15 protein-coding genes and 1 riboswitch are annotated in these 25,545 nt (G+C 64.3%); of the genes, 7 read left to right on the top strand and 8 right to left on the bottom strand.

The features are described 5' to 3' along the window. Nucleotides 1-71 precede the first annotated feature (71 nt). Together PIN31009_RS20650 and PIN31009_RS20645 are read right to left on the bottom strand one after the other, a co-directional pair. Entirely contained in the window at nt 72-1,586 is a 1,515-nt protein-coding gene (locus tag PIN31009_RS20650) for a DEAD/DEAH box helicase (protein ID WP_150791441.1), read from the bottom strand. A gap of 438 nt (nt 1,587-2,024) precedes the next feature. After that, on the bottom strand, nt 2,025-3,077 hold the full coding sequence (locus PIN31009_RS20645) for a bile acid:sodium symporter family protein (protein WP_087691435.1): 1,053 nt from the start codon (nt 3,075-3,077) through the stop codon (nt 2,025-2,027). A 253-nt stretch (nt 3,078-3,330) separates the two neighbouring features. Here PIN31009_RS20645 and PIN31009_RS20640 point away from each other — a divergent pair, with 253 nt between their 5' ends. The 3 genes from PIN31009_RS20640 to wrbA all read left to right on the top strand — a co-directional run bounded on the left by PIN31009_RS20640 (nt 3,331) and on the right by wrbA (nt 5,597). Further along, complete coding sequence (locus PIN31009_RS20640) at nt 3,331-4,308, top strand: LysR family transcriptional regulator (RefSeq protein ID WP_246185781.1); 978 nt, start codon at nt 3,331-3,333, stop codon at nt 4,306-4,308. Nucleotides 4,309-4,547: 239 nt separating this feature from the next. Further along, a complete protein-coding gene (locus tag PIN31009_RS20635) occupies nt 4,548-4,841 on the top strand; it encodes a hypothetical protein (RefSeq protein WP_058375742.1) in 294 nt (97 codons plus the stop codon). Nucleotides 4,842-4,964: 123 nt separating this feature from the next. Then, nucleotides 4,965-5,597, top strand: a complete 633-nt coding sequence (gene wrbA, locus PIN31009_RS20630) for an NAD(P)H:quinone oxidoreductase (RefSeq protein WP_150791440.1) — start codon at nt 4,965-4,967, stop codon at nt 5,595-5,597. A gap of 69 nt (nt 5,598-5,666) precedes the next feature. Here the strand turns inward: wrbA and blaOXA are convergent, their stop codons facing one another. Further along, on the bottom strand, nt 5,667-6,533 hold the full coding sequence (blaOXA, locus tag PIN31009_RS20625; protein WP_150791439.1) for an OXA-62 family carbapenem-hydrolyzing class D beta-lactamase: 867 nt from the start codon (nt 6,531-6,533) through the stop codon (nt 5,667-5,669). A 217-nt stretch (nt 6,534-6,750) separates the two neighbouring features. Here blaOXA and PIN31009_RS20620 point away from each other — a divergent pair, with 217 nt between their 5' ends. Beyond that, nucleotides 6,751-8,424 (top strand): hypothetical protein, encoded by a 1,674-nt coding sequence (locus PIN31009_RS20620; protein WP_150791438.1) that lies wholly within the window; start codon nt 6,751-6,753, stop codon nt 8,422-8,424. Nucleotides 8,425-8,473: 49 nt separating this feature from the next. On the opposite strand, the gene PIN31009_RS20615 is transcribed toward PIN31009_RS20620, so the two are convergent. Beyond that, on the bottom strand, nt 8,474-8,929 hold the full coding sequence (locus PIN31009_RS20615; RefSeq protein ID WP_150686039.1) for a carboxymuconolactone decarboxylase family protein: 456 nt from the start codon (nt 8,927-8,929) through the stop codon (nt 8,474-8,476). Nucleotides 8,930-9,056: 127 nt separating this feature from the next. On the opposite strand from PIN31009_RS20615, the gene pdxR reads away from it, so the two are divergent. Next, complete coding sequence (gene pdxR / locus PIN31009_RS20610; RefSeq protein ID WP_246185780.1) at nt 9,057-10,619, top strand: MocR-like pyridoxine biosynthesis transcription factor PdxR; 1,563 nt, start codon at nt 9,057-9,059, stop codon at nt 10,617-10,619. 104 nt (nt 10,620-10,723) lie between these two features. After that, a riboswitch (TPP riboswitch) is annotated at nt 10,724-10,822 on the top strand. Between the two features lie 73 nt (nt 10,823-10,895). Then, nucleotides 10,896-12,812 (top strand): phosphomethylpyrimidine synthase ThiC, encoded by a 1,917-nt coding sequence (gene thiC / locus PIN31009_RS20605; RefSeq protein ID WP_058375748.1) that lies wholly within the window; start codon nt 10,896-10,898, stop codon nt 12,810-12,812. Between the two features lie 161 nt (nt 12,813-12,973). Here the strand turns inward: thiC and PIN31009_RS20600 are convergent, their stop codons facing one another. Further along, complete coding sequence (locus PIN31009_RS20600; RefSeq protein WP_150791437.1) at nt 12,974-14,224, bottom strand: hypothetical protein; 1,251 nt, start codon at nt 14,222-14,224, stop codon at nt 12,974-12,976. A 363-nt stretch (nt 14,225-14,587) separates the two neighbouring features. On the opposite strand from PIN31009_RS20600, the gene paeA reads away from it, so the two are divergent. Then, nucleotides 14,588-15,949, top strand: a complete 1,362-nt coding sequence (gene paeA, locus PIN31009_RS20595; protein WP_058375750.1) for a polyamine export protein PaeA — start codon at nt 14,588-14,590, stop codon at nt 15,947-15,949. 10 nt (nt 15,950-15,959) lie between these two features. Here the strand turns inward: paeA and recD are convergent, their stop codons facing one another. From recD to recC, 3 genes are read right to left on the bottom strand one after another with little or no spacing between them, the layout of a single operon-like run. Then, nucleotides 15,960-18,098, bottom strand: coding sequence for an exodeoxyribonuclease V subunit alpha (gene recD, locus PIN31009_RS20590; protein ID WP_150791436.1), 2,139 nt, complete (start codon nt 18,096-18,098; stop codon nt 15,960-15,962). Beyond that, on the bottom strand, nt 18,095-22,051 hold the full coding sequence (recB, locus tag PIN31009_RS20585; RefSeq protein WP_150791435.1) for an exodeoxyribonuclease V subunit beta: 3,957 nt from the start codon (nt 22,049-22,051) through the stop codon (nt 18,095-18,097). The genes recD and recB overlap by 4 nt, the downstream gene beginning before the upstream one ends. Continuing rightward, complete coding sequence (gene recC / locus PIN31009_RS20580) at nt 22,048-25,452, bottom strand: exodeoxyribonuclease V subunit gamma (RefSeq protein ID WP_150791434.1); 3,405 nt, start codon at nt 25,450-25,452, stop codon at nt 22,048-22,050. The genes recB and recC overlap by 4 nt, the downstream gene beginning before the upstream one ends. Nucleotides 25,453-25,545: the final 93 nt, after the last annotated feature.

Raw genomic sequence — 25,545 nt, 5'->3', positions numbered from 1 at the left:
AAAAAAAGCCAGCGCGATACGCTGGCTTTTTTCATTCGGCACCCTGAAGGGCCTTAGCCCTTGAAGCTCACTCAGTTGCTGGCCTTGCGCGGAAACCCCGCGAGCAGTGCCGCTACCTGACGCTTCGGCGCCTTCTCGGGCATGGCACCGAAAGCACCCGGCGCAGCCGCGTCTTGCGACGACTTGTTGTTTTGCTGCGCATCGTCGGCCGTGGGCGACGGCTCGTACGGCTTGTAGAAGAACTCGTCTTCCGGGCGAACGCGACGCTGACCCGGCAGGCCGCTGCTACCGCTGCGGCTGGCGCGCAGACCGTCGTGACGGCCATGGCGTTCGCTGCGCTCACCGCGCTCGGTACGTTCCGAACGCTCCGGGCGCTCACTGCGCTCAGGACGATCGCCACGCTCGTCACGCGAACGGCTGCGGCGCTCGAGCACCAACTCGCCACGCTTGAGTTCGCGCTTGATCAGTTTTTCGATTTCAACGAGGTGCTTGCGCTCATCCGGTGCGCACAGCGAGATGGCCTCGCCCGATGCGCCTGCACGGCCGGTACGGCCAATGCGGTGAACGTAATCTTCGGGGTTATACGGCAGATCGTAGTTGATCACGCCCGGCAGATCGGAGATATCCAACCCACGCGCAGCCACATCGGTCGCGACCAGCGCTTGAATGCCGCCCTGCTTGAAGGCTTCGAGGGCCTGCATGCGTTCGTTCTGCGATTTGTCGCCGTGAATGGCCGCCGTCACCACGCCGTCGCGCTCCAACTGACGCGCCAGACGGCTAGCACCGATCTTGCTGTTCACGAACACGATGACCTGCTTGAGGTCGCGTTCGTTGAGAATCTGAACCACCGCGGCACGCTTGTCGTCTTCCGGCACTTCGTAGACGATTTGCTCGACCGTATCGGCCGTCGCGTTGCGGCGTGCCACTTCGATCGTCAGCGGGTTGGTGAGGTAGCTCGAGGCGAGCTTCTTGATTTCGTTCGAGAACGTTGCCGAGAACAGCAGCGTCTGGCGCTGCTTCGGCAGCAAATTCAGAATGCGCTGGAGGTCGGGCAGGAAGCCCATGTCCAGCATGCGGTCCGCTTCGTCCAGCACCAGCATCTTGACCTGCCCCAGATTGACCGTCTTTTGTTCGACGTGATCGAGCAGACGTCCCGGCGTGGCGATCAGAATCTCGACACCACGGCGCAGCGCGTCCTTCTGCGGGTTCATGTCCACACCGCCGAACACGACGGTGTTGCGCAGCGGCGTGTGCGAAGCGTACAGACGCACGTTCTCAGCCACCTGGTCGGCGAGCTCACGCGTCGGCGTGAGGATCAGCGCACGCACCGGGTGACGGGCAGGTGAAGCACTCGTATTAGCGTCGGGCAGCAGGCGTTGAATGATCGGCAGCGAGAAACTTGCCGTCTTGCCGGTACCCGTTTGCGCAGCACCCATCACGTCGCGGCCGGAAAGTACGACCGGAATGGCCTGCGCCTGAATCGGAGTCGGACTGGTGTACCCCTGCTCGGCGATGGCCCGCAAGATGTCCGCATGCAGCCCAAAGCTATCGAAGCCAGGGGTAGGAACAGCATTCACATCAGCCATGGTGAAGGGACATCTCTTTTAAAAAAACGGGGGCCGCCACGCGGAAGGATCCGCATCAAAGCACACTCGCGAAAATTCAAGGGGCGCTGGGCGCCATGCTCAGGGCTGGCGCGAGAGGGGACTGTCAGGGGACAGATGCGTCGGGCGCCGCCGGACCAGGGAGGTCATTAAGAAGCGAAACAGACGCAATTCTAGCACTTGCGCACGACCAACGTGTGACAGCGAGGCTTTGCGGCACTTTGCGCCGGCCCGCGCGACGTGCCGCCGGACGCGATTTTCAACACATTCGGGCCGCCTCGTGCCTGAACTAACAAGCACGAAGCACCCGTGTCGGCAGGATGTCTGCCCGATGCCCGGCAATACGGTAGCGATTGGCCGAGGAAGCGATCAGAAGCTACCCGCTGATGCAGCCAACGCCGCGCACCACACCCGCCATACTTATCGGCCTGCGCCGGCTTTGGCGCTACCGTCCGACTTCACAGCCTTGGCAGCACCGGCCTTGCCGGCTTTCGCCTGAGCGGCGCGCTGCTTGGTGGCGTAGCGTTGCGCCAGCACGGCGCACACCATCAGTTGCATCTGGTGAAACAACATCAACGGCAGGACGATCGCGCCCAGCGGGCCGGTGGCAAACAACACCTTCGCCATCGGGATGCCGCTCGCCAGACTTTTCTTCGAGCCGCAGAACACGATGGTGATTTCGTCTTCGCGCGAGAAGCCGAGCCAGCGCGCCGAGAACGTGGTGATGGCGAGCATCACCGCCAGAATCACCGCGCAGCAGCCCACCAGACCGACGAGCGCCAGCGGCGGAATCTGATGCCACAGGCCGGTATTGACCGCCTCGCTGAACGCCGTGTACACCACCAGCAGGATCGAGCCCTGATCGACGAACTTGAGCAGCGCGCGATTGCGCTCGACCCAGCCGCCGATGGCCTTGCGCGACAACTGGCCGGCGATAAACGGCACGAGCAGTTGCAGCATGATGTTGCCGATGGAGTCGAACGGCGAGGCGCCGGTGTTGCCGTCGTGGTGCACCACGACCAGCCCCACGAGGACCGGCGTAATGAAGATGCCGAACAGGCTCGAGGCCGAGGCACTGCACACGGCCGCCGGCACGTTGCCGCGCGCCATCGACGTGAACGCGATGGCCGACTGCACCGTCGCGGGCAAGGTGCACAGGAACAGAATGCCGAGATACAGCTCAGGCGTCACCGCCCATGACAGCAAAGGCTTGAGCGCCACGCCGACAATCGGGAACACGACGAACGTGCTGGCAAAGACCAGCAGGTGCAGGCGCCAGTGCGTGGCGCCGGCCAGCACGGCTTCGCGCGAGAGTTTCGCGCCATGCAGGAAGAACAGCAGGGCAATCGCCACGCTCGTGAGCAGGTTGAAGGCAACTTCACCCTCGCCGTGCGCCGGCAGGAAGCTGGCGAGCGCTACGGTCGCCACTAACATCAACGTAAAGTTGTCGGGAAGAAAACGCGGTCGGGCCATCGTCAATCTCGGGGGAATCTCGAGGAAATCTCGGCGGGTCATAAAAGACAAAGCCCGTCCACAAGGACACGGAACGCCGCAGCTCAGGGCTGACAGCGTGGTCGTGGGTCGATGCATGCGCGATCAATAGCGGATCAATATGCGATCGAAGGTGACCGGAAGTGTGCGCTCGCGATACGGGTTTTCACGTATTAGAGCGCAAGGATAGTTAAAATACAAATTCATTTAAAAAATTTATTCATACCAATAACGCATGAATATCTCGCTGCGCCAACTCAAGGTGTTCCTCGCAGTCGCCCAGCACGGCAGCTTCAGCCGGGCCGGAGAGGACATTGGCCTGACGCAACCGGCCGTGAGCCGTTGTATTCGCGAACTGGAACAAGAACTCGGCCTCAAGCTGGTCGACCGCACCACGCGCGAAGTCACGCTGACCGAAGTGGGCGCTAGCCTCTCGGCGACGCTTGCCCGGGTGCTCGACGAGTTGGAAAGCGCGTTGCGCGATACCCACGGGCTTGCCGAAGAGCGGCGCGGCCGCGTGCGGGTGGCCAGTGCGCCGACCATTTCGGCCAACCTCATGCCCGAATGCATCTCGGCGTGCGCTGCCCGCTACCCGGACATCACACTCATGCTGCGCGATCAGGTGCAGACGCTCGCCACCGACAGCGTGCGGCACGGGGAAGTCGATTTCGGCGTGATCGTGGCATCGGAAGGCACCGACGATCTGGTGGGCGAGCCCATCATGGTCGAGCCGTTTCTCGTGGTGTGCGACCGCTCACATCGCTTCGCCAAACAGTCGCAGGTCACGTGGAAAGAACTGAACGGCGAGAAGCTGGTGCTGCTCGACTACGCCTCGGGCAGCCGGCCATTGATCGACCGGGCGCTCGCCGAACACGGCGCTTACTGCCAGATTGCACAGGAAGTCGGCCACGCGATTACCGTGTTCCGCATGGTCGAAGCGGGTATCGGCATCAGCATCATGCCGGCGCTGGCGTTACCGGCCATGCCCGGTTTGCCCGAGAACGGCGGGCGTCTCGTCGCCCTGCCGCTCGTGCCGCAACTGGACCGCACCATCATGCTGGTGCGGCGCAAGAACCGCACGCTGTCGCCGGCCGCGCAATCGGTGTGGGAGTTGATCCAGCAGATTACGGCCAACACGCCGCATGCGCTTGCCGCGAAGGCAGCAAAGGCAGCGATCGCAGCCAAGCCCACCAAAACGACCAGCAAACCCTGACATCATTGGAGATAGCATCCGATAGCGGGGGTAACCGCAACGTTGGCGAAAATTGAATTCAGTTATCGCCTGCGTTGACAGCTTTCTCGTGCGAAATGTAAGTGAGCACCTGCTACAATCAGCGTGCGTCGACTCCCCCAAGCGCCTGACTGTCGCGTGAGCACTGACCCGGTTCTCACCCCACCATGCCTCGACGCCATGCCCGCGCCCTGCGGGCATTGTGTTTCCGGTACGGCGTCATGGACTTGTTCATCAAATACTTCAGCCCGCTGTGGCTCTTCCACGCGGCGGCCGATCTGTCGTTCTGGCAGCGGCATCAACTCGACGCGCGCATGCAGGTCGTGAGCCGCTTCATGTGGCGTTACGTCATGCGTTGGAGTGTGGTGACGGCCATGCTTTTGGTGCCCGCCGCCGTGATGGCGCACGGCCTCGCCGCCACCGGACTCGCGCTCGCGGGCGGCTTGTCGGCCAGCGTGGCGGTGCTGATGGCCGCCCTCGCACTCGGCTGCCTGATCGGCTCGCGACTGCGCTAGCGCGCCTGTCGTTTCGTCATGCGCGTCGACGAGCATGGAACGGCTCGCGTCGCACCGCCGGCATGGACTGCCCATGACGGGCGTGTCGCGGCGCTTGCCCCTCTAGACCCTTAGGAGTGTTCCATGGCCAACGCCAAGATCCTGGTGGTGTTCTACAGCATGTACGGGCACATCTACACGATGGCCGAAGCGGTTGTCGAAGGTGCACGCAGCGTCGCCGGCGCCGACGTGACACTGATGCAAGTGCCCGAACTGGTTCCCGACGAAGCTCTCGAAAAAAGCGGTGCGAAGGCTGCACGCGCTGCGTTCGCGCACGTGCCCGTCGCACGCGTCGAACAACTGGCCGATTACGACGCGATCATCTTCGGCACGCCCACTCGCTTTGGCAACATGACCGCGCAGATGCGCAACTTTCTCGACCAGACCGGCGGCCTCTGGGCCAAGGGCGCGTTGGTCGGCAAAGTCGGCAGCGTGTTCGCCAGCACCGGCACGCAGCACGGCGGGCAGGAAACGACCATCACCAGCTTTCACACCACATTGCTGCATCAGGGCATGGTGATCGTTGGCGTTCCCTATACCGAACCGGGCCTGACCAACATGCAGGAAATCACCGGCGGCACGCCTTACGGCGCCACAACGCTCGCGGGCGCCGACGGCTCGCGTCATCCCAGCGCGAACGAGTTGAAGATCGCGAAGACGCAAGGCCGGCATGTGACGGAAATCGCGTCGGCACTCAAACACGGCCGCACGCTATAAGCGACGGCGCTCTCCCCGTTTGGCCACAGACCCGCCCTCGGCCGGTCTGTGGCCAATATCACACCGGCTTCAGATCAACTTCAGATCCTTCAGCACCGCGCGGGCAATCCGGGCGCGCTTGGGCGCGTCGGCGTCGCTGCGCATGTCCATGTTCAGCGCAACCGTCGTGATATTGCCGTCCCGCTCGATCCAGCCGACCCACCAGCCAATGTCGTGCTTGCCGTCGACATACCAGCCGGTCTTGCCGTGCAAGACATAGTCCATGTTCGCTTCGGCAATCGAAATCTGCCGCACGATGTCCTGCGTACGCGCCGAGAACGGCAACTGCCCGCGCGCCAGCCGTTGCAGGAATACCACCTGCTCACGCGCTGAAATTTGCAAGCTGTTATCGACCCAATACGCATCGGCCGCGGACCCAATGGTGTGATTGCCATAGCCCACCGCATCGAGTTTTCCCTGCGCGAACGCCCGTGGAATCTTGCGCGAGACCACCTGATAGCACGGCAGACACGACACCCGGAACGCATCGCGAAGATTCATCGCGGCGTTCCAGCGCTTCATGCTGCGCGGCTTGCCGTCCCAAGGAATGATCTCGCGCTCGTTGTCGAGCGCGCCGGACTCCAGCGCCAGCAGGCTGTTGAAAATCTTGTACGTTGACGCCGGCGACATGCGCTGATTGGCGCGAGTGCTGTCATACGCCTGATAGCCCCCGGTGCGGCCATCGAGCACGATGATCGTGCCCTTCGCACCTTCGGCGTCGAAGTACTTGCCCCAGTCGGCCCGTTCCACAATTTTCAGCGCCGCAGCATTGGCAGCATTAGCGGCATTAGCGATAGCGTCTGCATGCGCCGGTATCGCAACCGCCAGCGGAGATAACAACGCGGAGATCATCCGCAGCACAACGGCGCGACGCCGCCAGCGAGAAAGCATCATCATTTTGGAGTCCTGATGTCAGTGGGTGAATGCAACGAGTGTCGTAAATCTCGAAGCGCTGGCCGGGCGCTCGCTTCCGAAAGCGCTTGCAGAATAGGAGGTGTTTCGACACGTGGAAAGTCACAGTGCCGTAACCGATGTAACCGCCGTATCATTGCCACGAAATCGGCGGATCCTGCCGGTCGTTTCCCCGTTCAACGCTCCTTTCCCGTGCGTCGCCATGCCTGACGATCGTGTTCACCCACCCCACGCGACGGCGCCGGCCGCAGCGCCATCTCCGCTAGTCATCCGCCTCGACGCACCGCAGCACGTCGGTGCTCAACCGGTGCGGTACCAGAGCCTGTGGCTGTTGATGCGCCTGTACTACGCGGCGCGTTACGAGTCGGCGTCGGTGCCGCTTGCCGCGCTCAAGTCGCGCTTCGCTCAGGCAGGCGACCTGCGCATGCTGGTAAGCCGGGCGTTTGCCGACTTCGCCGAATGGGGCGTCAGTGCCGGCTGGGGCGACGACCGGCAAGCCGACGCGCGTCTGCTGCCCACGCGCGGACGCAGCAAGGGGCCGTTCTGGCTGTCCGGCCATGAACTTGCGCGCATGGTTGTCACGATTGGCGGCGCCGCGCCCGCCGACGAACGGCGTACGCTGGCCACCTTCCTCGGTCTTTCGCAGGACGTGCCGCCCACACTCGACACACCCGCGCTCGACTACGTGATGCAGGACATTGCGTTCTGGCATCACGTCACGCTCGGCAAACGCGACATGCAGGACGGCATCTTCTTCGCGCCGTCCGACCCCGTGCCACCAGGGCGCGCACGCACGCAACGCACCGGTGCCATTCCGTCGTTTCATGCCGCACAAGTCTGCGCGGTCGACGATGTACAGCGCGGCATTGCCCTACTGGCAGAAACCATTGTGTGGCGCCGCATGGGCGACGTGGCACGCGCGAAACGCACGCTCTCCGCATTGGCCGAGACGTTCGGCGCGACGCAGCCCACGCAGAATGCCTCGCCCACCTTGCGCGCGATGCACTGGATCGTGCAGGCGTGGCAGGCGTATGCCTTGCGTGACGAAGCGGGCGCCTTCGCGCACTTGCAGCGCATCAGCGACGATGCCTCGCTCGCGCCGTGTCTCGTCTACAACCCGCGAATTCGTTTCGAAACGCGCAATTTGCAGGCGCTGCTGTACAAGACGCACGCCGCGCGCCCCGGGCCGCAACCCGCGCGGGCGCAATCGGCGGCCGATGCCCTCGCCGCGTTCTCCGACGCCCTGCAAGCGGCGTTCGAAGCCGACTCCATCGAGCTGGCTCAGCACGTGGCCGCCAACATCGGGCTGTCGCTGTGGCTGTTCTGGCAGGACTCGTTGATCGACCCGGCCCGGCGCCTCGCCGTGAGTGACGTGCAGCGGCAGGCATTACGCTGGATCGGCTTGTCGGAATGGATTTGCGACCGCTTCGGTGTAGGTGGGAATTCCGTGTGGAATACGGTGTTCCTGCTGCGGATCGCGCGCGGTGCCGTGCCCGTGCGGCGCGCCCCCGATCTGGCAACGCTGCGCGCGAGCACCCCGCTGGCCGTCGACGCCTTTCTCGACGCCGTGCAGCCGTTCGGCGCGCCATTCTCGCGCGCCAAGGGCTTTTCGAAATGGACCGATGTGGTGGCGACGACGCTGGCCGACCACGAGGATGGACGCGTGCGTTTCGAGCCGTTGCAGCTCGCCAATCTGTGGTTCGAAATGCTGTGGTTTGCGCTGCATCAGGACGGCGACTCGCCACAGGCCACCCACGCCGCGCAATCGCTCGGGCGCGTACTGCCGATGCTGCCGCCGCCTGATCGCCGGTTCTTCCGCGACGCGTTACGGCTGATGCCCCGCGAGTTTCAGCGAGAAGTACGGATCGCGGAGTAGCGTGATCCGCACCCTCTCGTTCGATCGTGCGATCGTGCGAACTAGCGATTTAGCGCACGCCCTTCGGCGTCTTCGGCAGTGCCGAGCGGAACGAGATCGCCAGACGGTTCCATGCGTTGATGGTGCTCACCGCGAACGTCAGGTCGGCGATTTGCTTGTCGTCGAAGTGCTCGCGCAGGTCGGCAAAAACAGCATCCGGCACATGGCCGTCCTGCACGTTGGTCACAGCTTCGGTCCACGCCAGAGCGGCGCGCTCCGACGGCGAGTACAGCTCGGTTTCGCGCCACGCATCGAGCAGGTGCAGGCGGCGCGCTTCGATGCCGACCTTCAGGGCGTCGGCCACGTGCATGTCGATGCAGAATGCGCAGCCGTTGAGTTGCGAGGCGCGCAGCCACACCAGTTCCAGCAGGCCGTCGGGCAGGCCGCAGTCGTGGAAGTAGCCGCTCAGGGCTGCCATGTGTTCATAGGCGCGCGGTGCGGCTTTGATGTAGTTCAGACGTTGCATTTTTCAAGTCTCCGTTGAGTGTCGGGAAGTCAGTCGATGGATATAACGATACGGCCTCTTGGCCTGCTTCAAAAGAGCCAAAACCGAATAGAATCGGTAGGCCAAAAAGACGCTGGAGACCGTCCCTATGCGCGACACATCCGATCTGAGCGGCCTGCGCCTCGCCGACGCCGCCCAAGCCACCGGCATGCCCACCTACCGCGCGCTGTACGAGCGTATTCGCGAGGGCATTCTCTCGGGCAAACTCGCGCCCTCGTCGCGGCTGCCGTCCACGCGCGCGTTGGCGAGTGAGCTTGGCGTCGCACGCGGCACCGTCGAAGCGGCCTACGAGCGGCTGGTGGCCGAAGGCTTCGTGATCGGACGCGGCGCCGCCGGCAGCCGCGTGAACCCACACTTGAGCGGCGCACGGCTCGATGCGGCGGCCAAAGCGTTGCCTCGCGGCCTCCGCCACCGCTCCATCGGAGACGAAAAAACCGCCCGCACGAACACTGGCGAGCCAGCCGTGAACGGTAGCCCTCGCGCGCCGCGACGGAACCATCGCATCGAAAACCCGAGTTACGTGCCGCTTAGCGCGCACGGCACGCCATTGCCGTTGCAGAACGGCATGCCGGCATTCGACGAATTTCCCCGCAAGTTGTGGGCGCGCCTCGCCGCACGCCATGCCCGCCACTTGCCCGCCGACGCGCTCAGCTATCAGGACGCCGCCGGTCTGTCGCCCCTGCGCGAGGCCATTGCGGGCTATCTGGCCATTGCGCGCGGCATTCACTGCGACCCCGCGCAGGTCATCGTCACCACGGGCTTTCAGGGTGCGCTCGCGTTGATCGCCCGTTTGCTGTTGCAGCCGGGCGACGCCGTCTGGTGCGAGGACCCCGGCTATTTCCGGGCGCACGAAGCTTTGCGGATGGTGAACGCGACGCTGGTGCCAGTGCCGGTCGACAACGACGGACTCGACGTCGCCGAGGGTGAGCGTCGTGCTCGCCACGCGCGGCTCGCGGTGATCACGCCCTCGCACCAGTCACCGCTGTCGGTGGCGCTATCGCTGGAACGCCGTCTCGCCTTGCTCAACTGGGCGCAAGCCAATCAGGCGTGGATCGTCGAAGACGACTACGACAGCGAATTCCGCTATACCGGTGCGCCGTTGCCCGCTCTGAAGAGTTTGGACGGCGGCGAGCGCGTGCTTTACGCGGGTTCTTTCGGCAAAGTGCTGTTTCCCGGCCTGCGGCTTGGCTATCTCGTCGTGCCACCCGCGTTATGCGACGCCTTCACGGCGGCCACCGCTCTGCTCTCGCCCGTGCACGGCTGGATTGAACAGGCGACCGTCACCGACTTCATCACGGAAGGCCATTTCAGCCGCCATATTCGTCGCATGCGCCAGCTCTACGGCGAGCGCCGCGCGGCACTGGCCGACGCCTTGCGGCAGCACCTTCCCGGGCGCATCGAACTCGCGCAACAGGCCGGCGGCATGCATCTGCTGGGCTGGATCGAGCCGCATCGCGACGATCGTGCGGTGTGCCGGGCCGCCCACGCCCACGGGCTGGCGCCGGGGGCGCTGTCGTATTTCCGGATCGAGCGGCAGTTACCGCCGGCGCTCGTCATGAGCTTCACCAATGTGCCGCAAGCGAGTGCAAACGACGTCGCCCAGCGCCTGTCCCGTGCGTTCGACGACGACGAAAAATCGCGCCGCGGATGACGCAGCGCAACATTTTTCTGTTGTCGCATTGGAACAATTTTCGGATGGTTTTCGGGACATATCGCGCTTGTGTTCGCGTGTCATGTCGGTGTATCGTTGCCGCAAAGCTAGCGCAGGGGTCCTGCAACGTGAGTTGTGGGTGAGAAATACCCTTAGAACCTGATCTGGATAATGCCAGCGCAGGGAGCGTAGAAGTCACTCGCCCCCGTTCATGCTCCTGAGCCGCTTTGCGCCGAATTTGTCGGCGTCAACACGTGCCCCGCCAGGAGACATTGCATGAACGCCAATCCGAAGTTCCTCTCAGCCAACGCGCGCGTGGACGAAGCCGCGATCGCACCGCTGCCCAATTCCCGCAAGATCTATGTGAACGGTTCGCGCCCGGACCTCCGTGTTCCGATGCGCGAAATCTCGCAATCGGACACGCCCACGAGTTTCGGCGGCGAAAAGAACCCGCCGATTTTCGTCTACGACACGTCGGGTCCGTACACCGATCCGGACGCCAAGATCGATATCCGCTCGGGCCTGCCCGCCGTGCGCGCCGCATGGATCGAAGAACGTGGCGACACTGAAGCGCTGCCGGGTCTTTCGTCGGCATATGGCCGCGAGCGCGCCGACGACTCGGCGACGACCGATCTGCGTTTCCCGGGCCTGCACCGCACGCCGCGCCGCGCCAAGGCCGGCAAGAACGTGACGCAGATGCACTACGCACGTCAGGGCATCATCACGCCCGAGATGGAATACATCGCCATTCGCGAAAACCTGCGCCGTCAGGAATACATCGAGAGCGTGCGCAACGCCGGCCCGCAGGGCGAGCGCCTTGCCAAGCTGCTCTCGCGCCAGCACCCGGGTCAGCACTTCGGTGCCAGCCTGCCCGCTGAAATCACGCCGGAATTCGTGCGCAGCGAAATCGCCCGCGGCCGCGCCATCATCCCGAACAACATCAACCACCCGGAATCGGAGCCGATGATCATCGGCCGCAACTTCCTCGTGAAGATCAACGCGAACATCGGCAACTCGGCCGTGACGTCGTCGATCGGCGAAGAAGTCGACAAGATGACGTGGGCCATCCGCTGGGGCGGCGACACGGTGATGGATCTGTCGACCGGCAAGCACATCCACGAAACGCGCGAGTGGATTCTGCGTAACAGCCCGGTGCCGATCGGGACGGTGCCGATCTATCAGGCGCTCGAAAAGGTCAACGGCAAGGCCGAAGACCTGACGTGGGAAATGTTCCGCGACACGCTCATCGAGCAGGCCGAGCAAGGCGTCGACTACTTCACGATTCACGCCGGTGTGCGTCTGGCCTACGTGCCGATGACCGCCAACCGCATGACGGGTATTGTGAGCCGTGGCGGTTCGATCATGGCCAAGTGGTGTCTCGCGCACCACAAGGAAAGCTTCCTGTACACGCACTTCGAAGAGATTTGCGAAATCATGAAGGCCTACGACGTGGCCTTCTCGCTGGGCGATGGCCTGCGTCCGGGCTCGATTTACGACGCCAACGACGAAGCCCAGCTTTCGGAACTGAAGACGCTCGGCGAACTCACGCAAATTGCGTGGAAGCACGACGTACAGGTGATGATCGAAGGCCCGGGTCACGTGCCGATGCAGCTCATCAAGGAGAACATGGATCTCCAGCTCGAGTACTGCGACGAAGCCCCGTTCTACACGCTCGGACCGCTGACGACGGACATCGCCCCCGGCTACGACCACATCACGTCGGGCATCGGTGCCGCGACCATCGGCTGGTACGGCACGGCCATGCTGTGCTACGTCACGCCGAAGGAACACCTGGGTCTGCCGAACAAGGACGACGTGAAGGAAGGCATCATCACGTACAAGCTCGCAGCGCACGCGGCCGATCTGGCCAAGGGTCACCCGGGCTCGCAGATTCGCGATAACGCCCTGTCGAAGGCGCGCTTCGAGTTCCGTTGGGAAGACCAGTTCAACCTCGGTCTCGATCCGGACAAGGCACGTGAGTTCCACGACGAGACGCTGCCGAAGGATTCGGCCAAGGTGGCGCACTTCTGCTCGATGTGCGGCCCGCACTTCTGCTCGATGAAGATCACGCAGGACGTGCGCGACTACGCTGCCAAGCAAGGCCTCACGGAAGAAGCCGCGCTCAAGCAAGGCATGGAAGTCAAAGCGGTCGAGTTCGTGAAGAAGGGTGCCGAGATTTATCAACGCACCTGATTGATGCGTTGAATGGCACGGTCTGGCAACGCTGTTGATTAGCGGTTGTTTTGTCGCTGATTGGTAGCTGACCGGCAGATGATTTGCCGATGAGAAAACGCGTCCGGGAGTGATCCCGGACGCGTTTTTTTATGCCTTATACGTCATGCGTTAGTGGTGCATCAAACATCGGAATAGTCGTAGTTCTCCTCGGCATCATTCCCAGCGAACGCTTTGATCGTCGGCACATGCTGCGCCGTCATTTCATTGCGCAGGCGCCGGCAGGCTTCGTGCGGACGCAACGACGTGTGCATCGATGTCGCCAACGCGGTGAAAGACTGCGTATCGGTCACCGGCAACCGTGCCGACTGCATGACGTCAGCGTGCCGCATGCCCCAATGACCGTCGCCGATCTGTTCGATACCCAACGCCAGTTTGGCCCAGTCGTTGGAACACACGGCAACGGTTGCGGGAAGATCGTTGCGTGCCATCGCCTGCTGCATCGGCGACCCCGTGGAGAGCGCGACACGCAGCATCCAGCCGGTCGCGTCCGGCGCGGGTAACTGGCGGCGGCCAGCATGCAGGTGCAGGTTGATCTGCTCGATGAACGTGCTCACGGGGTCTCGCACGCGACACACCTGCGCCCACTCCTTCTTGCCGACAAGATCGGACTTGCCCGTCCAGCGGCGCGCCGTATCGCCCACCGATTTCGCGACATCGGAGCGAAGCACCTCATAGGCTGCCGTGCCGTTGCGTCCGTCCGTGCCGAGTAGTGCACTGCTCACGACCTCGTTGCAAATCTGTGCGCGCTCGCTGCGTGCCTCCGGCATGATCACCGGGTGATTCCGCTGACCGGCGGCACGCGGGGTAGCGTCGAATCCGGCCGGTCCCGCGCAGACATACAACGTTTGCAGCGCCGAGGGGCACAGGACCGGGGCGGCGCGCTGGGTGCCATTCGTCTTAGCCAGTGCCGTCAGGGCCTCTCCCGCACCGGCAAGACGATCGGCAAACGCCGGTAACACTGCCGAATCGAACTGGTCGCCGGCCGGCTTCGACGGGGAATCGGTTGAACCGGTTGCCTTCGCGACCTCGCGAAGATCCGCCTGCATGGCGCTTGCCAGCGACACCAGCGATACCAGCGATGCCGGCAGCGCGCCGGCACGGATCGCCTCTGCCGGGTGCCCTGCCCGGGCGTTTTCGACACGGTGTAGCGGAAAGCCCTTATCGGGCGCTTGCAGCGTATTTCGGATCAGGCTGTCCGCGAGCAGTGCCTGTGGCAGCGAGTGTGTGGCCAGTCCGGTCAGCCCGGCAAAAAGGGGTTGCAAGCCATGCATCGTGAAGTCCTCCGTCAGTGCGGTGAGCGTGGCCATCGGCCACGGCCCCGACAAGGTGTCGAAGCGGCGTTCACGATGCCCGACAGGGACTGTGCACATTGTCGGTTCTGCACACGCACACTCCCCGCTTGCGCGAGCCACCGCCCGGCAGGAGACAGTGAACGTCCGTCGCGCAACGCGAACGTTGCCGGGATGCCGCTGTCGGGGCGACATGGACTTATGGCATGCTATCGGTCAGCGGCACAGCCGACGCGGCTGCTGCGCCCCCGCGAAATCGCCACACACGCCAACGCTCCGGGGACGCGCTTTCCGCACCCCAGCCCGAAGGCATCTCAAAATGATGGCCACCCGGCCTTGTTTCGAAATGTCTCCGCGCAACCGGTTTCGCCCTGTCTTGGGGCGTCACCGCCTTGCTCCCGTCGCTGCTGTGCGCCTGACTTTGTACTTACAGGTGACAACAATATGAGTGGTTACGGCTTTCTTTTCAGTATCTTGCTGCTGGTTCTCGCGAGCGCATTCTTTTCCGCCGCCGAGATTTCACTGACCGCCGCCAAGCGCACCAAGCTTCAGGTGCTCATGGAAAAGGGCGACCAGCAGGCCATCAAAGTGCTCGCGCTCAAGGAGCAGCCCGGCAACTTCTTCACCGTCGTGCAGATCGGCGTGAACGCCGTCGCGGTGCTCGGCGGTGTGCTTGGCGAGAGCTTCCTCACCGGCTATCTGTTCGACTGGCTCTCGTCGTTCACCGATCAGGCCATGGCGCTGCGACTGGCCGGTATCGGCTCGTTCCTGTTCATCACCATCGCGTTCATTCAGTTCGCCGACCTGATTCCGAAGCGGCTCGCTATGGTCAACCCGGAACGCGTCGCGATGTCGATCATCGACCCGATGCTGCTCTGCCTGAAGGTGCTGCGCCCGTTGGTGTTCATCTTCAACGGCATCGCGAACATGTTTTTGCGCATCTTTAAGCTGCCCACGCATGCTATCGAGAACATCACGTCCGAAGACATTGCCGCGATGGTCGGTGCGGGCGCCGAGGCGGGGGTGTTGCGCAAGCAGGAACTGCATCTGATCGAAAACGTGTTCGAACTGGAGTCACGCACGGTCGGCTCGGTCATGACGTTTCGCGACGACGTGGTGTACTTCACCATCGCCGAGGAAGAGCGCAGCATCCGCCACAAGATCATCGAAAGCCCGCATTCGAAGTATCTGGTGTGCCGTGGCGAAATCGACAACGTGCTTGGCTACGTCGACTCGAAAGACTTGCTCCAACGCATCGCCAGTGAAGACCTGTCGAGCGTGATTCGCAACCTTGACCGTCTCTACGCGAAGAAGCTGCTGGTCATTCCCGACACGCTCAACCTCTCGGAAGCGCTGGCCCGCTTCAAGGAAACCCGCGAGAGCTTCGCCGTCATCATCAACGAGTACGGCATGGTCGTGGGTGTGGTCACGCTCAACGACATCGTGGGCGCGCTCATGGGCGACGTGGTCCACCCGGCCGATGAAGACCAGATCGTGCAGCGCGACGAGCACTCATGGCTGGTCGACGGCGTCACTTCCGTCGAAGACGTGAAAAAGGCGCTCGACATCGACGAGCTACCCGGCGAGGGCGAGTACGAGACCATCGCCGGCTTCATGATCTATCAGCTCAAGCGCATTCCGAAGAAGTCGGAAGCGACCGAAGCCATGGGCTACAAGTTCGAAGTGGTCGACATCGACAACTACAAGATCGACCAGTTGCTCGTCACCCGGATGGGCGCAGTTGCCGAAGCCGCCATCGCGGCGCAGAAGCTGGCCCAGTCTCAGACACAGACGCCCACTTCCTGACGGTTGCGGGTCACGAAGGCATGGCTTCGATGACCTGCGCCAACCGATCGGTCAATCCACCGTCGCGTTGCGTCGGGCGCAGAATCGCCGACGCGATGACTTGCCACGGCGCATACAGCCACGCCTGACGGCGGGCACGGGTCACGCCCGTGTAGATCAACTCGCGCGACAACACGCGGCTCGACTGCTCGGGCAGCACGATGGCGACGCGCTCGAACTCCGATCCCTGCGACTTGTGGATCGTCATCGCGAACGCAGTCTCGTGTGCCGGCAAGCTGGCCGGCGAGTACAACCGGTACCCGCCATCCGGGGTGGCAAACGCCACTCGCAGCGCGCCACCCGGCCCAAGCGGCAACGCGATACCGATATCGCCGTTAAACAGATTCAATGCGTATTCGTTCTGCGTGACCAGCACCGGACGCCCTGCGAACCAAGCGCCGCCGCCAGCATTCAGTGCGACGCCCGCGCGACGCGCCAGCAATGCGGTGAGTTGCGCCCCAAGGAATTCCACGCCGCGGCGTCCGCCCCGTGTTGCACACAACACCCGAAACTGACCGAAGGCCGCGAACACCGGCTGCGCCACCATCGCGATGTCACCTGCCGTCGCCGCACCCGGATCGCCCAGTTGGCCGATAAGCGTCACGGCATCGGTCAACGCGTCGAGGTAAACCCCATAGCCGTCCGCCAGCGCATTGAGATTGGCCACAGAGAGCTGCACACCACCGTCTTCGCTGAGGCTGACGCGATCGGAGGCTGCCGCCGATACCGATGCAGACGCCTGCGCGGACGCCGCTGGAGACGGCGACGTCATCGACGCACGCCCATGCCCCGATGCCAGTACGCGCTCTGCACTTTCCGTCGTGAACTCCTTGCGTGCGTCGGCCACACGCCCCGTCTTGATCGCCGTTGCCAGTCGACCGATGGCCGAGTTCTCGCCGAAACGGTAAGTCCGTTCGAGCCAGACCACGGCATCCTCCAACCCGCGCGACACACCGGCCGGGGCGTTTGGCGCGAGCGGTCCGTGCACAGGCGGCGATCCCTTCGGCCAACCCAGCGCCTGTAACAGTTGCGCACGCATATCGACGGAAAACGCGCGTTTGGCACTCATCTCGCCGAACACCGCACCAGCTTCCACGGCGGCCAATTGGTCCTTGTCGCCCAGCAGAATCAATCGCGCGCCCTCGGGCACCGCTTCAAGCAACTGCGTGGCCATCGACAGATCGATCATCGAGGCTTCGTCAACGACGATGAGGTCGTAAGGCAGCGGATTGCCCGCGTGATGGCGGAAGCGTCGTCCCACCTGCTCCGCCGATTCGGGCAGCACCCCCAGCAGGCGGTGGAGCGTCAGCGCCGCCTCGGGCAGGGCTTGCCGGACGGCTTCAGGCAGGTCTTGACGGGCGGTGAGCGCTTCCTGCATCCGTTGCGCCGCTTTGCCCGTGGGCGCAGCCAATGCCACCCGCAGATTCGCGTCGCGTTCGAGCAGACACGCGAGCAGCCCCACCACGGTGGTCGTCTTACCGGTGCCCGGTCCGCCGCTGAGCACTACCAGCGAGCGTTGCAGCGCCAATGCGGCTGCCGCCATCTGCCAGTTCGGTTCGGGCTGACCATCTGACGCGGTGGACGAGGCAAGCACGCCTTCGCCGAAATACTTGCGCAAACGTTCGCGATCCTGCGCCGTCACCGGTGTCGTTTCCGACGTGGCCAGCTTGCGGCCGAGCGCCGCCGCGAGGCGCGCTTCATATACGTAGTAACGCGCCAGATAGAGGCGGTCTTGTTCGTCGAGCAACAGCGGCCACGCGTCAGACTGTGCGTCGCTGGTCAGCACGTCAGCAAGGCTGGCCGGTGCGCACAGGCCGCTGGCAAAAAGCGCATCGCGCCACACCGACAGCGATGGCGAATCGTCGGGGAACAACTCGCCACTGGCCTGCGCATCGAGAAAGTTGTCGAGTGGCACGCAGACGTGCCCCTCGGCAGTCGCCAGACTCACGGCCAGTGCCGCGCGCCAGACGTAACGGCATGTCGACTCGTCGGCACCACGCCCGCGTGCGAGCATCGTCATGCGGCGGGCGAAACCCTGCGCAAGTCTCACCACGCCGGTGTCGGCTTGCGCAGACCCAGCCGGATCGTTCAGGTTGAGGACCTCGCTCATGCGCGAACTCCTTCGGCATCGCCCGCAACATCGGAATCATCGGAACCATCGCTGCCGTCACGGCCGTCACGGCCATCAAGCGCCAACGCCTCGGCGAGCGCTACATTCTCGCCAGCGGCGAACAGTCGATCGAGTGCATCGACCATCTCGCGCGACGGTTTGTCGAAATAGACGCCCGGCACATGGTCTTCCAGCCGATTGGCCTCGGCCCAGTCGGGACGCACGCCGCGCACAAAGAGATAGAGACTTCCCGCCATATCGCGGTCGTAATCGTAGTCGGGCAGACGGCGTCGCAAATAGCGATGCAGCGCCAGCGTGTAGAGCAGGTACTGCAGGTGATAACCGTGTTCGGCCATGGCCTCACGCAGACCGTCCGGCCCGTAGTTCTCAGGGGCAGTGCCCAGATAGTTGGACTTCCAGTCGAGAATCCACCACTGCTTGCCGTGACGGAACACTAGATCGATAAAGCCTTTGAGATAGCCGCGCAGCACCGTGGCATCGAGCGGCAGATCGGGATAACCGAATTGACGCAGCAAACCGCGCAGCGCATCGAGCGACACGGCGTCAGCCGGGTACGTGAACTCCATTTCCGTGAGCCGGTCGGTCATGGCGACGTCCGACAGGTGCAAACCGGGTCGCAGCGGCGTGTTCAGCGTATCGCCTAGCATGCTCATCATCATCGCGCGCCACAAGTCGTTCTGTTCTGCGCCAAGCCCGGGCGGACGCTCACGCAAAGCACGCGTAACCGCCTGCGGCCATTGGCCGCGCGCGGTGAAATCGGCCAGTTCGAACACTCGGTGCAAGCTCTCGCCCGCGGCCGGACCCCGTGGAAAACGCAGGATGTCGTCGGGCGGCGGCCACGTGTCGTCGCCTTCGGGCGGCAAGGCGAACGTCGGCCCAGCATTGGCTTGTGCGTCGTAATCCGGGCGCGTGCGCTCGGGTGCACTCAATTGCCCGCCCCCCAGTTGCGGCCCGGCATGCATGCCGGCCAGCAGACCGGAGAAGCTGCCGATACGCCACACCTCGCGCAACGCGCGCGTGCTCGTGCGAGTGGAAAGTTCGGGCGGCGCATCGTGTCCGATACGCTCCCCCTTCCCCAAGGCATCGCCCACCGGCAAGGGAATCACGTCGACGGGGCCACCGGCGAGCGCCTGCCATGCGGCACGAATCGTGTCGACGCGGGCATCGGCATCAACGCTTGGCGAAATCCAGTCGTCGAACGCCGTGCCCTCTCCGGCGGCCAGCCAGTTGAGCATGCCGCCGCAGGCCTCTTTCACGCTGCGCCGCGACGTGTAGATCCCCGCAGCGAGATAGCAACGGTAGACCGCGCGGGTCAGCGCGACGTACAACAACCGCGCCTGTTCCGCCGACTGCTCGCGGCGCAGCGCGCCGTGGGCCGGCGAACCCTTGGCACCGGCTTCGGTAAAGTCGATGACCGCATTGGGCCCGTCGTGATACTCCAGACCGTCGAGGCTGCCGCTGTCACGCACGGCGCCATCCCACAGGAACGGGCAGAACACGACACCGTATTCCAGCCCCTTCGACTTGTGGACGGTCACGATCTGCACGAGATTCTGATCGGACTCGAGACGCAACTGCGCGTCTTCCCCGCCGCTGGTATTACGTTGCGAGGCCAGCCAGCGCAGTAGTGCCGGCATGCCCGGCTGCTCGGCCCAGCGGGCTTGCGCCAACTCGGCCAGATGCATGAAGTTGGTAAGCCGCCGCTCGCCGCCTGCCTGCGAGACCAGACGCGCCGCCAGCCCCAACTCGCGCATCAGCGTGCGCCACATGGCAGAAAAGCCTCGCTCGATCCACAACTGCCGATAGCGTTGCAGCCGTTCGATCCATGCGATCGCCTCCGCATCGGACGCTTCGCTCGTCTGCATTCGGAACAACGCCGAAGCGTCCAGTCCGAACAATTCCGTCGCGAGCGCAGCACGTAACGCACGCACATCGCCGGGTGATTCGACGGCGCGCAAAACGCGCAACAGCGTTTCCGCTTCGTCGCTCGCAAACACCGAGTCTTGCGTGAGTTCGACGCTGCCCACCGCGTGTTCGGCGAGCATTGCTTTCATCAGCGCACCCTGCCGGTGGGTTTGCACGATGACGGCAATATCCCCCGGTGCCAGCGCGCGCTCACCGATCAGAACCTCCCCGCGCGACGCGCCGGAGAGCAGCCGCGCGACTTCCGCCGCCGTGGCACGAGCACAGGCTTGCTGGGCGTCGTCCTTGGAGAGCGGCCCGTCGCCTTTGCCTTGCTCGCTGCCCTCGCCTTCCGGTAACCACCACACGGTGAAGTCTGCGACGGTGCGCACATCGGACAACGGCGGGCGCGGGCGCTGCCCCGGGCGCACGGGCGGATATACCAGACCGTCGAGCACGAACGCGCGCGCATTGGCCCCAAACAGGCGATTACCCGCTTGAATGATCGCGGGCGTCGAGCGTTGATTGACGGCAAGCGTGTATGCCGCGTCGGCATTTTCACGGGCGGCCAGATACGTGTGGAGATCTGCCGCACGGAAGCTGTAGATGGCCTGCTTCGGATCGCCCACCATGAACATCGGGCCGCTCTTCGCGAGTTCAGCGTCGTCGCCTTCGTCGCCGTCGACGTGTGCCCGGGCATCGGCGTTCGCATCCGTCAGTGCCGAACCCGCGCGATACACCGCATTGAAGATGGCGAATTGCAGCGGGTCGGTATCCTGAAACTCGTCGATCAGTGCGCACGGGTAGCGCGTGCGCAAGGCGTCGGCCAGATCGGGGTGCTGCGTCAGCGCACGCGAGATGTTGCCCAGCAAATCGTCGAACGACACGACGCGGAGTTCGCGCTTGCGCTGCGCCAGTTGATCGGGGGCCTCGTTCAACCACGCACGCAGGATACGAAGCCACGCCATCGCATAACGCTCGTCGGCGTCGGCGCGCGCCTGTACCAACACGTCGGCCAGCCCGAAGAAGCGGTGATCGGGGGGCGTCTCCCCTTTCTTGATGTCCTTGGCCAACCGCGTCGTCGTGAGCAGCTCCGCCTTGGTGTGCAGCAGTGCGCCAACGTCACCGGCGTTCAGATATCGCTGCCACGCAGCGACCGCCTGCGCCAACGACGTCTCGTGATAGATGTTCTTCTTGAACGACGGCAGCGCTTTGCGCATCAGTTCGGCAATGCCCTGCGCATCAGCCTCCCAGCACTCGCGGGCGGCGGCATACGTTTCGAGCAGCGCAGCGTCGGCGGCAGTCGAAGCCTCGGCCCGCACCGCGGCGGGCCAGCGCAGCGTCGACATCGGCTTTTTCAAACGCCGTGCCAACTGGTCCGTCAATGTGCCCGGCGAGCGTTTTCGATCCACCAGCCACGCGGCAAACCCATCGTCTTGCGCGGCCAGCGGCTCCACCACGCGACGCCAGAATTCGATCGCCAAATCATGGCGCACGCCGTTATCGTCCGGCACCAGTTCATAGGCAAACGGCAAGGCTGCCGCGAACGGTACTTCGGCAAGCGCGCGCTGGCAAAAGCCGTGAATCGTATGGATCGATGCCTGATCGAAGCCACGCAGTGCCGCTTGCAGGCACTCGCGAATCTGCTTCACCGACATCTCGCCGCGCTCGATCAGCCCGGCGATCATCACGGTAAAGAGCGGATCGTCGCTGGCGTCGGGATCGAAGTCTGGAAATTCATCATCCCCCCCCTCATCGCCGCCCCCACCTGCGTCTTCCTCACCAAACATCGGTGCCATGGCCGCGACCAGCCCCGACAGCCGGCCACGAATACGCTCGCGCAGTTCGGCCGTTGCTGCGTTGGTGAACGTCACCACGAGGATCTGCTCGACGGTAAGGTGCTTCTCGAGCAGGAGACGCACGTACAGTGCACAAATATTCCACGTCTTGCCGGTGCCGGCCGACGCTTCGATCAGGCAAACGCCATCGAGATCGCAGTGGAAGACGTCGAGGTCGATTAGCTGCGTCATGCGCCCTCCACGAGTTCGAGATGAGCGGCCAACGGACCGAAGACGGTGTTCGCAAGCAAGTCGAACGGCGCGGCCAGCGGGTCCTCCACCCCTCGCCACACCAGCCGGGTGTACGGGTCGTCAGCATCGCCACGGGCAAACGCCGAGCCCTCCCATTGACTCTCGGCGTCGCTGCGCTTGCCGGTGCTCGCGAGCTTCCATGCGCTGCGTGCGAAGAATGGCAGCGGCCGTGTCTGCCCCAGCCGGTATAACGCCACCAACTCACCGAGCAACGTGGCGGCGTCCGCCACCGGGCGTAGCGCGAACGTCTCGTCCTCGCCGTACCAGAGCGTGCGCGCTGCGATGTCCAGCCCCGCGTGCGCCGGTTGCTGCAAGTGGGCGCACAGCGCGAGGTGGGACAACCACGCCGCCAGCAGGTCGCTGGGACGCATGCTGCCGTAGCGATACATCACGAGGCCATAACGCGACACTGGCGCTAGCCGCCCCTGTAACAGACACGGTGCCGACAGCGTGGCATCACCGTGCCAGCCGGCATCCGTCGCCTGCTGCCACATGGCGGGCAGTGCCGGGGCGAGCGGCAGCATCGTCAGGATCTCCTGCGTGCCTTCCGCCTGCGCCTCACGCACTTGCGACGCCAATGCGCGAAGCCCACCCAACTCGCGGCGACGCCATACCGCCCCTGTCGCTCCCCCGGGTAACTCGTGACTGACCAGCGCAATGCGCTCGATGGCTTCGGTTCGCGTGCGGGCGTCGCCGCCATCCTCACGCAACAACCGCGGCAAGAGTCGCGCGGCCAATGCGTCGCGACCGGCCCAGTCGAGCACGAACGGTTCATCGTCTTCGACCTCGGTGAGCACGTCGCCGAGCGACAGGCCCAACCGGTCGCGCGACCACGCCCGCCCGGGGTGACGCCAGAATCGCAGCAAGTCGTCCAGCGTCAGGTGCGTCTGTGCGACCGCTGGCAGGGCTTCGGTCACGAACGGCGGGGCTTCGGCGTCCGGTACCGGCGCCGCCATTTGTGCCGCCAATTGCCGCGCGGCTTCCCCGTTGGAGACGTCGTAGCTATAGAGCGACGCATGCTGCCCGTCGAAGTACGCGGGCGAGAACGGTTGCAGCGGGTGCAGCACGACGAGTCGCTCGCGTGCCTCACGCTGGTCATCAACGTGAAAACCCTGCGACGCCGGGGCCAGCAGTTGTCCCGTGAAATCGAGCAGTTCGTCCACGGCGGTCGACGGCGGCAGCGGAGCGTTATCGCGCACGCTGCGCCCCGTGTAAGTCATCAGGAATCGATCCTGCGCGCACAGCAGCAGATCGAGAAAGAGATTGCGCTCGTCGTCGCGACGCTGCCGGTCGCCGCGTTGCGGCAACACACGCATCAGGTCGAATTCATCGGCACGCACGCGCCCGGGCAGCACGCCGTCGTCCATGCCAAGCATGCACACCACGCGGTAAGGCAACGAGCGCAAACTGGGAATCGCCGCGAACGTCACGCGCCCCGAGGGCACCCCGCCCCGTGTCGGGTCGTCCAGTGCATCGGCCAACACGCGCGCAACGACTTCCACCGGCACACGCACCGCCGGCGCCCCGTCGGCAATCGCCGAACCGATTTGCTCGATCGCCATGCGCACTTCCGCCACATCGTCGGCAAAGCGCGAATCATCCGAGAAGAACTGCTCCAGCATGGCCAGCAACTGATCGCGCCATGCCAGCCCCGTGCGCTCGGTTTGTAGCGCGACTGCCGTAGCATCCAGATCGTCGATCAGACGTGCCAGCTCTCCCAGCAACTCCGCGCGGCCGCCTTCAATGCCCCCGACCGGCAGCCAGTCGTCGACCGGCAGCGCGTCGTCCGGCAACGCGTAACCGAGGAACAGGCGCATCATCGCGTCGCCCAGCGTGTGGCGCTCTAAGGCGGGGGTCCCGTTTGCGGCGTCCGCCGCCTTTACGTGTGCGCCCTGCGCATCGAGGCGCAGCAGCGCGTCGCCGCGCCAGCCACGGCGCGCGCCGGCCGCATGCAACCAGTTCTGAATCGAATCGAGCACGTTGCCGCCGAGGTCGTAGCGCTGCGCCACCGCCTCCGTACGCGCCAGTTCCACGAGGTCGGATGCCGCGACGCGCAGTTGCGGCAACGCCAGAATCGACGCAAACGCCCGGGCGACCGGGTTGGTGCGCGTAGGCGGCAGCCCGGTCACGAGATACGGAATGCGGGGCGTCGCCGTGCCGAACACCGCATCGATCAGCGGAGCAGCCTTGCCGAGGTCCGGCACCGTAATCAGCACGTCGTCGGGCCGCAAATCCGGAATGTCGTCGAAGCAGGCCAGCAGCCGGTCGTGAAGCACCTCGATCTGACGCGCGAGGCTATGGCAGACATGCACTTCCACCGAGCCGTCGGCGCCCACGCCATCGGGCACGCCGTAGCGGCCGTCGTCCAGCGTGAGAATGCCGTTTTGCAGCGCGGCGAGCAGCGTCGGCGCGGTATTCGGCTGAAACAGCGCCCGGTCTTCCACCGCCTGCTGGGCAAGATCGGCGTAAAGCGCGTCGATGTGCGACTGGGTCTGACGGCCCCACTCGGCCAGCAGCGGATGCCCGACTTCCCGGTGGGCCGTCCCGTCGCGCCGTTTGAGATACGACAGCCGGGACGGTGGCACGATATCGAACCAGTAGCTCTCGCACGGGTTGAGCACGTACAGATGCACGTCGATCAGGCGCGACATCGCCTTGAGCATCACCATCGAGAGCGGCGGCATCGAGGAGAGCGCGAACACCGACACGCGTGCGGGCCAGCCTGCTGGCAGCGTTTCCGGCGTCAGTTGCTCGATCTGGTCGATGGCGCGCAGCGTCGGGTGCCGCTCGCGAATATCGAGATGCTGCAACGCCCGGCGCCACAACTCGCTCTGCCACGCTTCGTCGTCACGCTGCACGTCGCCCCAGCCGGCGGCCCCGTGGGTCGGAATCGTGTCGCCCGTCTGCCAGCGTTCGAGCCAGTTCGGCCGGTACGTCAGGTATTGGTCGTAAATGTGCGCCAACCGCTCGGCCAGCTCGAAGCGCATGACGTCGTCCGCCTCGGACAGATAGCCCGCCAGCCGGGGCGACGCCTTCACCCAAGGCTGGGCGAGACACTGGTAAAGCGGCCAGACGAGCCGGTCGGGCGCGAAGGGCGAACTCTCGGGCACCGTCAGCAGCTTGCCCGCCATGTCCCACAGCCATTGCGCCAGATAGGTCAGCCGCACGTTGGCGCACACGCCGAACACGTCGGCGTAGTCCAGTTCGAGCCGGCGGCGCACCGCCACACTTGGCACGACGATGGTTTCCGAATGCATCGGATCACCCGGCGCCTGTGCGAGATCGCGCAGCAAGGCGGCTTCGAGCGTAGTGAACCGGTTCGAGAAGAATAAGTGGAGCATGCGGGTGTGGCGACCTGATGGGACGGAAGGCTAAGGGCCGGGGGCGTTGAAACTCATCTCAAGCGGCCAAGGAAACCCACGGCAGAGCGACTG

This window comes from Pandoraea iniqua (genome assembly GCF_902459685.1).
Classification (GTDB): Bacteria; Pseudomonadota; Gammaproteobacteria; order Burkholderiales; family Burkholderiaceae; genus Pandoraea; species Pandoraea iniqua.
This window is presented reverse-complemented; position numbering and strand designations above follow the sequence as displayed.